The organism is Paenibacillus sp. FSL M7-0656 (assembly GCF_038003225.1).
Taxonomy (GTDB): Bacteria; Bacillota; Bacilli; order Paenibacillales; family Paenibacillaceae; genus Paenibacillus; species Paenibacillus amylolyticus.
Genome location: NZ_JBBOOT010000001.1, coordinates 2,469,853 through 2,483,793 on the forward strand (window position 1 = coordinate 2,469,853; position 13,941 = coordinate 2,483,793).

Below are 13,941 nucleotides of genomic sequence, written 5' to 3' on the forward strand. Positions count from 1 at the left end.
AGTAATAAAACAAAAAGGCCCTTCTTCATCCCATAGGGAATCCGACGACCTTCCGATGCTTTGGAACATTTATGATGTTGTAAAAGTAGCGATGAGCATAGCAAGTTCAATAGCAAACCTCTACTCCATGTAACTTCACCAAAGCATACACTACTGATCAATTTGTCCTGATGGATAACAGTAGACGATTGAACCAGCTGGTATTTTGTTTGGGGAGATCCCTTTTCCCAAACATAAACCGATAATCTTCTTGCCAGCAATAGAATGGTTAATTTGAGTAGAAACAACTTCAAATACTTGCTCTTTCCCATCCGTTTTTTTGATGATAATCTGGTCACCGATCATCTCTTGGATTGTTGAAGGAAGTAGTTCATCCAACTCTTCATTGGCCCCCATAACGATGGTTCCGAATTCCGGTGTATCGAAGACTAAGCCAACGCCAAACAGCATTTTAGCTTCCATTCTGTGACCACCTTATCTCTGATCTATGAATAGCTCGCCTTTGACATCTCTTACCCTGAGATTGGCATTACGAAGTCTAACCATGGCATCTATCAATAATGCTTAAGTTCCCCATTTAGCCTCTGCCCTTCTAAACATACAAATTCCATCCCACAATAAAAGCAACCAAGATGAACGCCGAGATGCCAGTCATGATGTACATCACCTTTTGCTTTTTGCTATAACTGTTCTTACGCAGTTTGTACATAAGCAAGCCAAGATACGCCACTGCTAGAACAACATATAGTAGGTTAAACATTATATTGATGCGCAACGAAGAATACGCAGGATAATTTGGAAACCTCAACTTCGTCTGTAGGATGAAAAGATTAAGAAGGAGTACCACACCAGCAAAGTTAATTGCAAGATGATATTTATTAAAATTGGTGGTAGGATTTCCTCGTTTATATAGCTTGTTAATAAGCATCCGGATTAAATAGCCGATCAAAGCAATTAAACTGAAAATGATGGCTAGCGCAACAGGAATAAGAGATATCTTAAGTAAGTTCACCTTTACATTCGATACAGGCAAATAATCAATGTAAGGAGTAAAGGAAATTTTCTCAACAACACCATTATGCTCGACAACGTTATAAGAACTACTTAATTCAGCTTTTGTGAATTTCTTTATATCAAGGGCAGTAAATAAATTAGTAAATTTAGAGGCTGCGCGTCGTGCGGATTGAAAATATCCTCCCCCATCGGAAGTAATAATATTAGAATTGACGTTATCGCCAAAAATTTCTTTGATAAGTCCATAATAATAAATTTCCTCAAAAGACTGGTTTGTCATGACGACCATCCCAAATTTAGATGCGGGATCAAAGACAAGTTTGCTGGAGAATCCTTTCAAATTCCCCTCGTGCATCAGTGTAGGCACCCAGTATTCCATCTCAACGAACCCATGCGCAAATCGCGGAGTAGAAGTACCTTCATAATATAGACTTGTTGACAACATTTCGTTTAACGTATCCCTGTTCTTAAATAATACATTGCTATCATCCACAGGCATCAACGCTGCAAGGAATTTGCCTAAATCTTCTGCTGTCCCAATCGCTGCCCCAGCAGGATAAAATGTTAAGTATACTCTATTCTCAGGGATCAGTTTCAAATCTTTTGTATACCCTTCAATCTCATTTCTTCTATGTACTAGGTCTGGATGATCTTGCCCCGTTGGATGAATTGAAGTGTCATTCATATGAAGCGGTTCGAAAATATGTTGATCGACATATTCATAAAAAGGTTGGCCACTTATCTTTTCCACGATGTAACCGGCTAGACCAACGCCATAGTTTGAATAACCCACGATGCTATTCGGTTTATAGATCTGTTTCGGCTCATTTTTACGCAGCGTTTCTCCTAATTCTAACGTTTCATCCTCGGAGTAATAAAACACCTCGGCCGCTGTTTGATCTTCCCAACCCGCATTATGATGCATCAGGTTCATTAGGGTAATCGGATCATCGTACCTCAGCTTTTTGAAAAATCCCTCTGGCAGATATTCTCTGATATCCGTCTCCAAATCAAGCTTTCCTTGTTCGACAAGCTGCATCACACTCGTATAGACCAACAGTTTAGAGATCGAAGCCCATTCAAAAACAGTAGAGGTATCCGCCTTTCGCTGATTCTCAATATCTGCGTAACCATATGCCTTATTCACAATGGTTTCACCGTCTTTGATAGCCACAACCGAAACGGCAGCGGTATACTTCTCATAGGAGGCAACATAAGCATCAATCGTTTCCTCTAACTTGGATAACGGAATCCTGGATGGTGTAGTCTCAACCTGTTTCTCCTCAGCGTGGGCAGGTACTGCTATTGCCATAATGATAAATATGAATGACAGAACACAAGCGATTACTTTGTTAGCCGTGTGATGTCCACGATTCATCTGCATTAGCTTCTCTCCTTTTATATTAAATATTAATTGATTCTCTTGTTTTCACGTATGCGTTTTCAAAAGAGTCCATATGACTCCAAATTTTTTTCAAATGCAATTACAATCCATCTAGGAGAGAGGCCGAAGAATCTCACCTTTCCAATTAACAATGTTTATTTCTTTATCTTTCAAGAGACACCAATCAATGATTTCACCTATCCATTTTGGCGTGATGATCTCATCGCTCCATTGCGGTGTTAATACTCTTCTGTATCCTATATATTCTGTTGTCCAGCCTTCAAATTCTTCTCCGATGATGACTATAAATGGGGGCTTGTTCTTAATACTGTGTTGTCCCACTTCATAAGTGACGATTAACTTCTTATCCTCAGAAACGATATGTAACTTGATTATTCCTTCATCGTCAATATCCGGTTCAACATACCAATAAAATAATCGATTAGAGCGAATGATTTTACGTTTATATTTTTTTCTTACGCCCATAACCCACCTCATATATTTCTTTTTCTTTGATCGCAGTATTTGGTCAGTTATCCAAGACACAGCTAGAATAGCTTTGAGATCTGATATCAAAAGCCACACTAAGATTAAGGAGTAGTACTCTTGTAAAAATCAATTACTCTATCAAAGATTTCGATCTCTCGTTTTTTTATGTCCGGTAATGTCTCGCTATGCTTTACAATATGATGTATATTATCTGCTACAGTCTCTGCTTTATGAATCCCTACATATCCTGGTACCAGTTCATTAAGATAATGGAAGTATCTCATTTGAGGTTCAATCATGCGCAGATGTTTATCAAAATTTCTTCTGGATCTTGTCTGATCCATCTCCTTTCGCTTGCGCAACTCATCTTCTTCAGCCCAGAACAGTACATAAGCATCCGGTAATGATATTTCATTCTTCAATAACTTCTCTGTAAAAAAGTTCGCTGTTTCATCTAAAGATAGGTGCTCATAACCATATATCCAGCTGTACCAAATCTTAAATACATCGCCATCCAAAATCACATACTCATGTTGTTGATTCTTCTCATATGCTATATGCCATCTATCGATTTGTCTCTCCAGCAACCACATCATAAGTTCCTTACCGTCAAGTTGAGGAGATTCAAAAAGAAGCCCTGTTTCTGGAACAATAAATGCATCATATTGTGTAGCGAACTGCTGACAAGTGGTACTTTTACCTACAGAACTGGCACCTTCGAGACAAATTATCGTCATTCAATTACCTCCAAATATTACTCACAAAATGATTAATCAACCTTCACTGGCTCTTAAGCGATCATGTTGAATTTCATTAGACTATGTACTGTAGATTTCTTTGATCTTCAGCCAAGTTTCATACCAGAATGTTTTTCTTTTAAGAGGTTTTATTACCTTAATCTCGACTTCTTTTCGTTTCAAATAAACCGTGCCACCCTCTTTAATGAGTCTATCGCCAAATGAAAATACAATATTCTTGCAGTCTTTGTGATACTGGTTCTCTCTTGTTTCTGACCACTCCGCTTTTTCAATAGAATGTCGTTTTCTCATTATTTAAGATCCTCCTTTAAGAAAAACACCACTATTTTCAGCAAAAAGGATACCTGTCACACATCATAAACACTTTGTTATCCGATATTGATGAGCCTTAAGGTTCGTTTATTCCTATGACTTGTTCAAATGCTATATTAAATTCTTTAACATTAATGTTTAACTTGATTATTCCTTCTTTATCAAGCCCTTTTGTATCTAATTTAAAAGTACCTGTCAGTGCTTCCGAAGTATTACCATCAACTTTCTTATTTATGTCCAATCTAATGTCTCTACCGATTAATCGCTCCTGAATCTCATTACTTATAATTGGTTCAACTGTTTTTAGGATTATTGATTTATTGGTTCTATTCCATAGATTGAAATGATATGTTACGACTGTTATACCTTCATCTCCTTCGCTCCCTCCCAGTCCAATTGATATCGAGTTTATGTTCAACCCATTCTCAACAGTTTCATCCGTCTTCACACTGTTTGAACTACAACCAGTTAGGGCTAGTAATATTAAAAGAAATAACAAAATTATTGAACGCTTTTGATTCTTCAATTCGGAAACTCCTTTAATTTTTTCTCTTCATCTTGAAGATCCCTATTTGCAAGTTCAAGTGCAATCGCTAGTCTAATCTGTGAATATTTACTAAGTCCTTTTAAATAGACATTGTCTAGCTGTTTGCTTTCAAATATAGGTTCGTTTTGATTTATTAATTTCTGGAATGTACCAGCATCACGACGCCCCCCTTTAGATAGCCTTATCTTAGGGAATGGATGTAACTGCTTATCCATTTCACAGAAATATTACGGGCAGATCAAGGGGCGCAAGCCCCTACGCGGGAATATGATATTATACGAAACCACTTCTAATTTAATTTTAACTTGTATATTCTGAAATTTTGTCAAGTGGCCCTCTTGCTATCGCATAAGACTACAGAGGTCTCAATTTGTCTTTCTGGAACATTCCAATAGGTATTTAATAGCTTTTTCTTCTCATCAGGTGATACCAGTTTAAAACCATTCTTTAAGTAAAATTTCTTAGCCCATTCAGCTGAGTCCCATGTCCCTATTAAGATCGGTTTATTTGTTAAAGCCACCATATGAGATAAAAGCTTCGTACCTATTCCGCTATTCCTTTGGTTTGTTCGTACATATGCGTGTCTAATTAAACATACATCACCCTTATCTTGAATTCCCATAACTCCTAATAATAGATTTTTTTCTTCAAACCCCCAAAATACTACACCATCGTTCATTTCGCACTTTAGCTCTTCCAATGTCATATAAGGCTCATGATACCTGTCGTCAGGAATTACTCCTTTGTATGCCTTTGCTGCATCATTAATAATCTGATACATTACATCCATATCCATGCTTTTACACAATCTAATCACGTAATTGGCCTCCTTATGGTTTGATGTCGTTTCGTAGATGCTAACCCACCACCCGCTTAAAAGCACCCGAAAGGGTGCGGCTACATGAGCACAGTTAGTTGGTGCGGGGTTATCCGCCTATATCCATAGTCTCTCACGAACTCATTATAGATTGTATTTCGTTTTCATTCTTTCATATAACTTATAATCCGTATTTCGATTTACAATCTCTCCAATTAACTCTTTCCATTTGTTTTCAATCCACTTAGGACTTTGTTCTTTCAGAATATCCTCGTTAAAATGACTATCGATATACTCCAAATCTTGTTTAAGCAATCCTATATCCTTAATCAGTTGATTTCTCGATTCTTTTTCTAGCGATATCTTATTCGATAAAATTTCGCCTATGATTTCTACTCTTATATGCGTATACATATCTCTAAACACATTATAGATTAAATAAGTTGATGATAATTGATCTTCCCTGAAGTCGGATTTCAGGAACACGAATGATTCTTCGCCAACTTTCAAAGATACCGCCACATTTCCTAAGGCATATATGACTGTTTCCTTGGAAGAGCCGTCCTCTAAGCTTTTTACCACATTATCTAAATTGTAGATGGATTCTTTTATACCCATTTGAGTTCCATGATTCAGTTTAACCGTGTATTCAACTTCTTGATTATCTTTGTACGCTTTGAATTGATAGTTGAAGTACATGCTTATTACCAATCCAACCATTAGTATGATTATTGCTATATTTTTTTTCATTGAATCCCCTCCTACTAGTGCCTGAACTACGTATATGATAACCCATATTGTTACATTTGCGAAAGGAAATTGGCGAATAAGGGAGATTTATTAGTTTTCTCAAACCCTTATCCAATCGATCCAATGGGCTTTGAATACGCTGAATATATGCAGGGTTGTACAGGACGCGAGTATGCAGTCGAACCTTTCGTTATAGTAATAAAACAAAAAGGTCCTTCTTCATCCCATAGGGAATCCGACGACCTTCCGATGCATTTGGAACATATCAACTTTAAAAAAGGTAGATCGTACCACCTTTCGCTGCAAGCGGGCTAGCGCCAGCAACTACCTATCAAGCCAACAACGCCTGTTCAATCTGATCCACTATCCCATTAATACCTGTTGGCCCATAACAACCAATCCATGTTGCGGCATCGACCGAGTGTATGTGCTGGCGTTCATCCATATCGAGCATCCCCCAGACACGTTGCTCTGTCGCAGATATCCCATCCTGCATAAACTCATTACTCAGCAAAAAGTAGTGGCTAGCTTGTACTGCCGGTAATCTCTCAACAGAGATATGATAGGCCGTGTCGGTGGTATCTGCCACAAATAACGGAACGGGCAAACCCAGATCCCGGTACAACACAGCGCCTGTGCGATGAGCAGCAGAATGGACGCGCACGAGGGAATCGAGTGGACGAATCAATGCCACACTTTTTCCTGCCAGTACAGAGGACAATTCCTCGGATAGCAAAGCTGTTCGGCGATGATAATCCGCGATAATCTGCTTGGCCTCTGCTCGCTTGCCTGTCAGTTCACCGAATAGACTCAGGATGGTCTGCCAGTTTTCATTACGCTTGAACATGAGCACTGGAGCGATCTGGCTTAACCATTCATGATGCTGATCATGCACCTCGGTGCAAATAATCAGATCCGGCGCAAGTCGCTCTACCGCCTGGAGATCGGGGTATTCATACGTACCAAGTAATGCTGTATGCTGGAGTCCTGACCGGAGTGATTGAGGGAACGTTAACACGGTACTTCCTAGTCCGACACTTCCCACCGGAGACAAGCCCAGTGCAAGCAAATGATCAGCATATTGCACATCGAGGACAGCGATACGCTGTGGTATTTCGGTGACGGTGTACTCCCCGCGCATATGGCAGATGACCGGGCCTTCGGCTGATTCATAGGAAGAAGCTGTGCGATTTTGCAGCAAAGCATTCGCATAGTCTGCATCTCTTCTCGAAGCGGCGGCATGCCGGTAATGTAGCGGTGGGACGCCATTATATTTTTTAAATGCCCTACTGAAATAATACATGTCGCGGTAGCCCATTTTTTCAGCAATTTCCCCAATGGACGCATCCGTATGACGCAGCATGCGTGAGGCACTTTCCATACGTAGCTGAATGACGTATTCCATCGGTCCAAGCTGCTTCACTTGTTTGAATCGTCGCTGCAGCTGTCTTACACTACAGCCCGCCAGGGCTGCCAGCTCTTTTAGCTCCAAGTTTTGACGATAGTGCGATGTGATATAAGAAGCGACTACATCCACCATGTCGGACTCCGCTCCCCCTTGACCACGTTCATACTCCATGATCAGCTCGTAGATCATTCCTTGGAGCAAAGCGTTGGCATAGAAACGTTCCAGTCCTTCACCGCGGCGCCATTTGGCAACGATTTTTTCGGCGTTTTCGATCCATTCCGCATGGGTTGCCGAGTTTTGAACAAATGACCTGCGCAGCGGATGTTTTCGGTACGAAGGCATAGCAATAGAGGCTCCCTCCATGGAAGAAGCCTTGTATTTGATCACAATATAATGAATGTCCTCTGATCTGGCCGTCAGCGTAAAGGATGATCCCTTCACCACATGACAGGCAAAAGAAGCTCCAATGTGGCAACCCTCGCCATCCATTGCAAGCTCCCCTTCCCCTCCATATGCCAGCAGCAGCACATTTGAAGTTAAATCCGTTTCGTGTAAAACGCTGCCTGTCTGCAAAGTACCGCTATCCCCGTCAAGCATCTTGATCGCCGTATCACTCCATAGACTTGTCTGTTCTTGCAGCGGCATTTTTCTCATCTCCTGACAATAGCAAAGGTAAATTTGTTGCTGTTGTCATTTTAGTTGAGATTCTTTCTCATTGTCAATTTTCGGACATTTGAGACAATATTCGCCTGACATCTGGTAATAGAAACAACAGGTAATTCGCTCGCTTTTGGCAACATGCACATTGTCCTTACAATCGGTGAAGCGGGTTAACGGATTCTTCCTCTCACCAAACACTTCCCCGGATGCCACCTGCGTCAGATATGAAAAGTCCTCACGAATGATCTTACTTTCCTGCTCAGTCTCGGCTTCATCAGGAGCGAATAGTCGGCCGATACGTACCATGATATTCTCCCAGAGAATACTCATCGAAAGTGGTGCAATTGTAGCAAGCGTCTTTAACAGGGGTGTAAGCTGTACCGCAAACATCTCCTCGACCACCTTTTCCCGCCACACTGCCCTGTCTCCCGTTAGTCCTTCAGCCTGAAGTCCATTCACCGCTAGAAAAGGAAATCGTGTGCCTCCCTCATGATCTGAGAGCGCCGGATGATAGAGAAAGCTGTTCTCCAGCTGAAACGAAACATGCTGATGATGAAAAGTCATCGCGGTCACCAGCGGAGCCGTCCACAGATAACCAATCCGTTTGGCTAACATCGAAGCGGCAACCTTCATGTCAGGGGCATCGATGTACTCCTGAAACCAACCGATATACTCTCGGCATGCCACTTCGTCATGCAACTCACTTAGAGCAATGGTACGGACACTATGTTCAGGTGGCTCACCGAGCAAGATCGAATAATCCTCCACTGTCTCTTTCCATAAGTCTGTCGAGAGATATGGGTTCATATTAATTCGATCCGAGCAGGGCTTCCGATGCCTGATCTACAATAAGATTAATCGCAAGAGGTCCGTAATATGCAATCCACAATGTTGAGTTAACGTCATACGTGCGGTTATTTTTCACAGCATCAAGGGACTTCCACACTGGATTAGTCAACATAGCCTCGGCTTCTGCCGCAAACAGCTCATCCGACAGGACAAAATAACGATCTGCCCCGATCTCAGGCACTTTTTCCATCGAGATTTCTACGGAACCATCTTCATTAATCTCCTGTACCAGAGCAGGCATTTTCAGCCCCAAGTCATTGTACATGATACCGCCGATGCGATGCTCAATACCGTGAACACGAATTCCTTCTTTTCGCGGACGAATGATCGCCACTGTTTCATCACCCAGCTTCTCTGACAATTTTGTCTTCAGCCCGGCAATTTTGTCTTCATACGCTGTGCGCACTTTCTCTGCCTCGTCCTGCTTGTCTGTAACTTGGGCAACCGTAGCTAACGTATCACGCCAGTCTTCGTAGAAATCGAGTACGAGGGTAGGTGCAATTTTGCTTACACTTTCATACTGTTTCTCCTGGAAGTCGGTCATGATGATCAGATCCGGGTCGAGTGCAACAATCGCTTCCAGGTTAGGCTCGTCCCGTGTACCCAGAACCTGTACGCCGCTCGGTTGATCGCCTAAGTATTCTGGGAAATCAGTGTTGCCTCCAGCGATAACACTACCTGCTGGCTTCTCGCCAACCGCTAACATCTGATCCAGAAACTTAACATCAACCACAGCGATTCTCTGTGGTTTTTCGTTTAGCGTCAGCTCACCCTTCATGTGTGTGATCGTTACTGGAAAAGCTCCATCTGTCTGTGTTTCTGCATTCGCAGGTGTCTCCGCTGGCGTTGCCGCAGATTGTTTACCGCTATCTGTACCTGTTCCGGCACCGCAAGCCGTCAGGACAAGAATAAGGGCCAACATCAAGCCCATGAATAATCGTGATTTGTGAGCAGCATATGCCTTGCTTCCGGCAGCCTGCCCCTTTGTTCCTTGATTCATGATGAATCCCCCTTATGTATAATACTGATAATGATTTTCATTATCGAAACATAAAGAGAGTATAAACGATCTCTGCATTGCGTTACCATGTACTTTTGCGACATTTGAGCCGGACTAATGCGACATCGTAAGCCGCTTATCCGCCCTTTAATGTTTCAGTGATATATGCTTGCAGTCGGTAAATGTCTGAAAGAAGCTCTTCTTCTTCCGGCGTATTTCCATACTCCCCTAGCCAGCGCGGTGTGCGGATATGCCACTCATCTGTCAGGTATTGCTTTACATCGCGATACTCTACAATATGTCCCAGGAAATAATCTAAAGAGCCGAAGGATTGTTTATGACTATCTTTCATAATGGATTTTGTTTTCTCAATGATTACCTGTAACATGTGTTGAATATGATCTTCTGGATTCATAGCGTTAATTTCCATCGATGACCTCCCCCTATCTCTACAAAAAAAATGAATTAGTATATTATATAAGTGAGCTTAATATTTCTAAACGTAGAATTCTGTTCTGATTAAATACAATAAATCGATGCCAATGAGTATTAAGACATCGATTCATATCATCTAATTATGAGGTGAAACATGAGTATGCGACCAAACATGAAGTTTAGCATTATTGTTAGCGCAGTTATTATTGTCGTTGTTCCTATTATCATTGGATTGTACATGTTGAACAAGGTTGTCGATCCTGACGAGACAATGGTTACGGGAACTGAAGTTTCTCCTGAGCTTATTACGGTAAAAGGTGGATTTGCAGACAGTATTAGCAGATATCACGGCTACTACCTCTCACATCATAAAAATTCACTTTTCATTCAGATTAAAGGCAGTAAACTTCCTATCGGTGGTAGTAAAGACTTCACAATTTCATTTTCTAATACATATGGGAATGTTGATGAAATCTACTTATTAGGTCCTGGAAGCAACTCTAAGAAAAAGATTTGGCCGAATCCCTAACTTTCATTGGAATGGATATCATATGATCTAACGCAATCAGCTTCAGTCTCTTCTGCTTAATTTCTTAAATGCCAAGTATTCCTGATCGGACTTCATATAACTTAATATCTTTTCCGCACATGCAGCTGCACTAAGCTCTTCCGTATTCACTTCCAGATCATATTCATCATAGGAGTAGATGTAGTCGAACTGGGAATGGGCAAGTCCAATCTCACGATCTCCCCTGCTCTGCTCTCTTCTGGTGAGTTCTTCTTTCGAGCAATGCACACCTACAAACAATATCGGATAATCCGATAGTAACTCATAAAAATCGTTAAACCACTTGTCATTGCTGATGACCGTATCCACGATGACATTCAAACCCATTTCCGAAAACAGTTTAATGGTTGCACAGTACAACGAATTGATGGGGTCGAACAGGATATCGGTCATCACATGGTGTTCCACTTCTCTTGTTGGTTTCATATCTGGATATGTATTGTCGATAAACTGATCATAATTATGCAGAAATTGATCTACAGATAGATGATGAAACGGAATGTCTCCCTGATTTTTCATTTCCATCGCAATGCTTGTCTTCCCCGAACTTGACGTTCCGTTCAAAAATATAATGAGTCCTCGTTCCATATTGATCACCCTTATCATTAAAATTGGAAAACACTGTTCTGCTGAATTACCACTCTCTCCATTCTTCCGTAATATCTTCATCCTCATGGATGTCCAATCCAACCAGCCTAGCCGCCTTGTCTATAAAATCAGCCAATTCTTCACGTTCCATTGTTTCTATGAAATAGCCATTTTCCTCATTCATCTCATTAAATGTAACCACAACTTCTTCTACAGCTTTCATCATGCGCTCAGAATCTTGCGTTTCTTGTAATGCTATTAATTGGTGCAAATATGTATCTAGGGCTTGATCAGACATGAGTAATCTCTCTTCTGTGAAAAGCTCATCTCCGTGTTCAACCATTCTCTCCTTCCATAGTTTGGTTGGTTTTTCATGAAATAAGTTTTGTAACGTCATTGGAGTCACCCCTCTAAAGTTCAATTATATCTATACTTTACCTGTAACCAAAATTATGAACAAGCGTTCTCGCTTACTCACTTTCATTCGCTCCATAGCCTTGTCACGTTCTCTAATTCCATCTCGTCAAACTGTAATCGATAAATGTCCGGTTTCTTGGTTTGATTCATAAAATCCAATCCGTAACACGAATCAAAGTAGTTCATCATCAACGTCATTACATGTCCGTGTGTGCCGATCGCCACTTTTTTACCCTTGTATTCTTCTAAAATCTGTTTCAACACGCCCACTGCTCTATTCTGGCAAACCGTGTTCGACTCGCCTCCTGGCAATACATAATCCGGGTCATCGAACATCTTCTTCGAAGCAGGCTCAAACTCTTCATCCGCAATCATATCATCTGAAAAATGCCTTTCCCGAAGATCCTCCATGATCTGAATATCTAATTCTAACGCTGCTGACGCACCTTCTAAGGTTAGAATCGCCCTAGCATAAGGACTTGAGACGATGGAATGTATTCCTTCATTCGTTAATATTTCCGTTATTCGTTCTGCATTCATCTTGCCCTGCAGGGTAAGCCCCCTCGTTCTTTCCGTTCCTTCCATATACGGTGACTCCGCATGCCTTACCATATAAACGATGGTCTTCATAGGACCCTCCTTGAATTTCTTCCATCAAAAATTACTGCCTTCTTTAATCTATTGCACTTCTTTATCAAGACTAACGTCAAATGTTGAAGTTATCGATTTTTGTCTAAAATCATTGGGTATCACTTTAATCTCCACGTTTAGATGTATAGATTCAGGCAGATTCATTTCAGTTATAGTCTCATGACCAATGAAGTAATAATGCTTTTCGTTCAGTTCTATCAAACCTCCACCTGTTGAGCCAGAAGTTGAAATCAAATGTCCGTCACGATAAAGCTCACAAGCAATATTATATTCCTCCAAACTAAACCCTTTCACTTCATATCCAATCTTGATTTGATTTTCCGTATAATCAGCATTTCGTAAACTGATCGCACCACCATCCACCATTTGGGTCTGAATTGCAATATTTGCTTCGGGCATCTCCGGTTTCTTTAATAGATAGCCTACTTTTAGGTACCATATAACTCCTAATACAACTACAGCAAGTACAATTATAGCAATAATAATCTTCTTCTCTTTTTTATCCATAATCCATACTCCTTACATCGGAACACTCTTATAGTTTTTTCCAAACCTGTATTTCAAATAATACATTATCCCTGCGCAATCAACATCAGAAAATTGTATTGGATCATCCAACCCACTATCCTAAAAATACCTTGTTAATTCTGTCTCTATCATAATCTAAAATCCAATCGTTATATTCTCTATAGGTATCCACTAGCTCTTCCCCTGATGCTGAAATAACATCGCAACCTCTATCATCATAGATATGAAATATCGTTTTCTTACTTATATTAATGAAATACACCCTATGATATATCTTTGGCTTAATTCCAACATCATGATTACATATAGCTTTGATTAACTGATTATATCTCAAGTCCTCAACTCTACATTTAGTCCAGTACCTATACATGTTGTTCCTTGGGTCTGAGATGTCGTCCGTTTCACAATCCAAACCTGGAAATATCTCAAGGCTCAAGGCTCTAATCGGCCCTTTCTTCTTGATATATTTTCTGTACAGGTTCAATTTCTTCACTTTGTGTTTAGGCTTATCTGCAAAATAAGCTTGCGTTATTAATAGGATTTCATCTTCTTGATCATGAAGAGCCTTAAATAATTCAATTGATCGATGATAAACTTGTTCCATATAATGCTCCGTATTCATTCCAAACATTAGCGGATTGCCAAGTTCGAATCGTATTGCAACATCCCAATTATAAAAAAGAGGCGGCTCTAAGGTCAGGTTTGGAAAATGCTCTGCCAGGTACGTCTTCAGATCCATTCTGTGGCCTCCGTGTCTTCTATGGTT

The 13,941-nt window shown here is 40.6% G+C and carries 19 protein-coding genes; 1 reads left to right on the forward strand and 18 read right to left on the reverse strand.

What is annotated here, in order from left to right:
- Nucleotides 1-150: 150 nt before the first annotated feature.
- The 13 genes from MHI01_RS10900 to MHI01_RS10960 form a co-directional block, all read right to left on the reverse strand.
- Entirely contained in the window at nt 151-462 is a 312-nt protein-coding gene (locus MHI01_RS10900) for a hypothetical protein (RefSeq protein WP_340983111.1), read from the reverse strand.
- A 130-nt stretch (nt 463-592) separates the two neighbouring features.
- Complete coding sequence (locus MHI01_RS10905) at nt 593-2,398, reverse strand: serine hydrolase domain-containing protein (protein ID WP_340983112.1); 1,806 nt, start codon at nt 2,396-2,398, stop codon at nt 593-595.
- A 111-nt stretch (nt 2,399-2,509) separates the two neighbouring features.
- Nucleotides 2,510-2,884 (reverse strand): hypothetical protein, encoded by a 375-nt coding sequence (locus MHI01_RS10910; protein WP_282318932.1) that lies wholly within the window; start codon nt 2,882-2,884, stop codon nt 2,510-2,512.
- Nucleotides 2,885-2,988: 104 nt separating this feature from the next.
- Nucleotides 2,989-3,624 carry an AAA family ATPase gene (locus tag MHI01_RS10915; RefSeq protein ID WP_340983113.1) on the reverse strand — a complete coding sequence of 212 codons (636 nt, stop codon included), beginning with the start codon at nt 3,622-3,624 and terminating at the stop codon, nt 2,989-2,991.
- Between the two features lie 81 nt (nt 3,625-3,705).
- Entirely contained in the window at nt 3,706-3,936 is a 231-nt protein-coding gene (locus tag MHI01_RS10920; protein WP_340983114.1) for a hypothetical protein, read from the reverse strand.
- Nucleotides 3,937-4,033: 97 nt separating this feature from the next.
- Nucleotides 4,034-4,483, reverse strand: coding sequence for a hypothetical protein (locus tag MHI01_RS10925; RefSeq protein WP_340983115.1), 450 nt, complete (start codon nt 4,481-4,483; stop codon nt 4,034-4,036).
- On the reverse strand, nt 4,480-4,719 hold the full coding sequence (locus tag MHI01_RS10930; protein ID WP_127544057.1) for a hypothetical protein: 240 nt from the start codon (nt 4,717-4,719) through the stop codon (nt 4,480-4,482). The genes MHI01_RS10925 and MHI01_RS10930 overlap by 4 nt, the downstream gene beginning before the upstream one ends.
- A 110-nt stretch (nt 4,720-4,829) precedes the next feature.
- The gene (locus MHI01_RS10935) at nt 4,830-5,321 is read right to left on the reverse strand and encodes a GNAT family N-acetyltransferase (protein ID WP_340983116.1); all 492 of its coding nucleotides are present in this window, start codon (nt 5,319-5,321) and stop codon (nt 4,830-4,832) included.
- A gap of 144 nt (nt 5,322-5,465) precedes the next feature.
- Nucleotides 5,466-6,071 (reverse strand): oxidoreductase, encoded by a 606-nt coding sequence (locus MHI01_RS10940; RefSeq protein ID WP_340983117.1) that lies wholly within the window; start codon nt 6,069-6,071, stop codon nt 5,466-5,468.
- Nucleotides 6,072-6,402: 331 nt separating this feature from the next.
- Nucleotides 6,403-8,124, reverse strand: a complete 1,722-nt coding sequence (locus MHI01_RS10945) for a helix-turn-helix domain-containing protein (RefSeq protein WP_340983118.1) — start codon at nt 8,122-8,124, stop codon at nt 6,403-6,405.
- Between the two features lie 45 nt (nt 8,125-8,169).
- Complete coding sequence (locus tag MHI01_RS10950; RefSeq protein ID WP_127544071.1) at nt 8,170-8,946, reverse strand: IucA/IucC family C-terminal-domain containing protein; 777 nt, start codon at nt 8,944-8,946, stop codon at nt 8,170-8,172.
- Between the two features lies 1 nt (nt 8,947).
- Nucleotides 8,948-9,988 (reverse strand): ABC transporter substrate-binding protein, encoded by a 1,041-nt coding sequence (locus MHI01_RS10955; protein WP_340983119.1) that lies wholly within the window; start codon nt 9,986-9,988, stop codon nt 8,948-8,950.
- Between the two features lie 136 nt (nt 9,989-10,124).
- Nucleotides 10,125-10,418 carry a hypothetical protein gene (locus tag MHI01_RS10960; RefSeq protein WP_340983120.1) on the reverse strand — a complete coding sequence of 98 codons (294 nt, stop codon included), beginning with the start codon at nt 10,416-10,418 and terminating at the stop codon, nt 10,125-10,127.
- Nucleotides 10,419-10,577: 159 nt separating this feature from the next.
- Between MHI01_RS10960 and MHI01_RS10965 the strand changes: the two genes are divergently transcribed.
- Nucleotides 10,578-10,952, forward strand: coding sequence for a hypothetical protein (locus tag MHI01_RS10965; RefSeq protein ID WP_340983121.1), 375 nt, complete (start codon nt 10,578-10,580; stop codon nt 10,950-10,952).
- Between the two features lie 42 nt (nt 10,953-10,994).
- Here MHI01_RS10965 and MHI01_RS10970 read toward each other — a convergent pair whose 3' ends face one another.
- The 5 genes from MHI01_RS10970 to MHI01_RS10990 form a co-directional block, all read right to left on the reverse strand.
- Entirely contained in the window at nt 10,995-11,579 is a 585-nt protein-coding gene (locus MHI01_RS10970) for a chloramphenicol phosphotransferase CPT family protein (RefSeq protein ID WP_340983122.1), read from the reverse strand.
- Between the two features lie 46 nt (nt 11,580-11,625).
- The gene (locus MHI01_RS10975; protein ID WP_340983123.1) at nt 11,626-11,976 is read right to left on the reverse strand and encodes a hypothetical protein; all 351 of its coding nucleotides are present in this window, start codon (nt 11,974-11,976) and stop codon (nt 11,626-11,628) included.
- Between the two features lie 83 nt (nt 11,977-12,059).
- A complete protein-coding gene (locus MHI01_RS10980; protein ID WP_340983124.1) occupies nt 12,060-12,626 on the reverse strand; it encodes a histidine phosphatase family protein in 567 nt (188 codons plus the stop codon).
- Nucleotides 12,627-12,674: 48 nt separating this feature from the next.
- Nucleotides 12,675-13,154 (reverse strand): hypothetical protein, encoded by a 480-nt coding sequence (locus tag MHI01_RS10985; protein ID WP_340983125.1) that lies wholly within the window; start codon nt 13,152-13,154, stop codon nt 12,675-12,677.
- A 115-nt stretch (nt 13,155-13,269) separates the two neighbouring features.
- Nucleotides 13,270-13,914, reverse strand: coding sequence for a DUF3885 domain-containing protein (locus tag MHI01_RS10990; RefSeq protein WP_340983126.1), 645 nt, complete (start codon nt 13,912-13,914; stop codon nt 13,270-13,272).
- Between the last annotated feature and the right edge of the window lie 27 nt (nt 13,915-13,941).

Coding starts and splice junctions, on each gene's coding strand:
- MHI01_RS10900 (WP_340983111.1), bottom strand. CDS start 462: ATGGAAGCTAAAATGCTGTTTGGCGTTGGCTTAGTCTTCGATACACCG.
- MHI01_RS10905 (WP_340983112.1), bottom strand. CDS start 2,398: ATGCAGATGAATCGTGGACATCACACGGCTAACAAAGTAATCGCTTGT.
- MHI01_RS10910 (WP_282318932.1), bottom strand. CDS start 2,884: ATGGGCGTAAGAAAAAAATATAAACGTAAAATCATTCGCTCTAATCGA.
- MHI01_RS10915 (WP_340983113.1), bottom strand. CDS start 3,624: ATGACGATAATTTGTCTCGAAGGTGCCAGTTCTGTAGGTAAAAGTACC.
- MHI01_RS10920 (WP_340983114.1), bottom strand. CDS start 3,936: ATGAGAAAACGACATTCTATTGAAAAAGCGGAGTGGTCAGAAACAAGA.
- MHI01_RS10930 (WP_127544057.1), bottom strand. CDS start 4,719: ATGGATAAGCAGTTACATCCATTCCCTAAGATAAGGCTATCTAAAGGG.
- MHI01_RS10940 (WP_340983117.1), bottom strand. CDS start 6,071: ATGAAAAAAAATATAGCAATAATCATACTAATGGTTGGATTGGTAATA.
- MHI01_RS10945 (WP_340983118.1), bottom strand. CDS start 8,124: ATGCCGCTGCAAGAACAGACAAGTCTATGGAGTGATACGGCGATCAAG.
- MHI01_RS10950 (WP_127544071.1), bottom strand. CDS start 8,946: ATGAACCCATATCTCTCGACAGACTTATGGAAAGAGACAGTGGAGGAT.
- MHI01_RS10955 (WP_340983119.1), bottom strand. CDS start 9,988: ATGAATCAAGGAACAAAGGGGCAGGCTGCCGGAAGCAAGGCATATGCT.
- MHI01_RS10960 (WP_340983120.1), bottom strand. CDS start 10,418: ATGGAAATTAACGCTATGAATCCAGAAGATCATATTCAACACATGTTA.
- MHI01_RS10965 (WP_340983121.1), top strand. CDS start 10,578: ATGAGTATGCGACCAAACATGAAGTTTAGCATTATTGTTAGCGCAGTT.
- MHI01_RS10970 (WP_340983122.1), bottom strand. CDS start 11,579: ATGGAACGAGGACTCATTATATTTTTGAACGGAACGTCAAGTTCGGGG.
- MHI01_RS10975 (WP_340983123.1), bottom strand. CDS start 11,976: ATGACGTTACAAAACTTATTTCATGAAAAACCAACCAAACTATGGAAG.
- MHI01_RS10980 (WP_340983124.1), bottom strand. CDS start 12,626: ATGAAGACCATCGTTTATATGGTAAGGCATGCGGAGTCACCGTATATG.
- MHI01_RS10985 (WP_340983125.1), bottom strand. CDS start 13,154: ATGGATAAAAAAGAGAAGAAGATTATTATTGCTATAATTGTACTTGCT.
- MHI01_RS10990 (WP_340983126.1), bottom strand. CDS start 13,914: ATGGATCTGAAGACGTACCTGGCAGAGCATTTTCCAAACCTGACCTTA.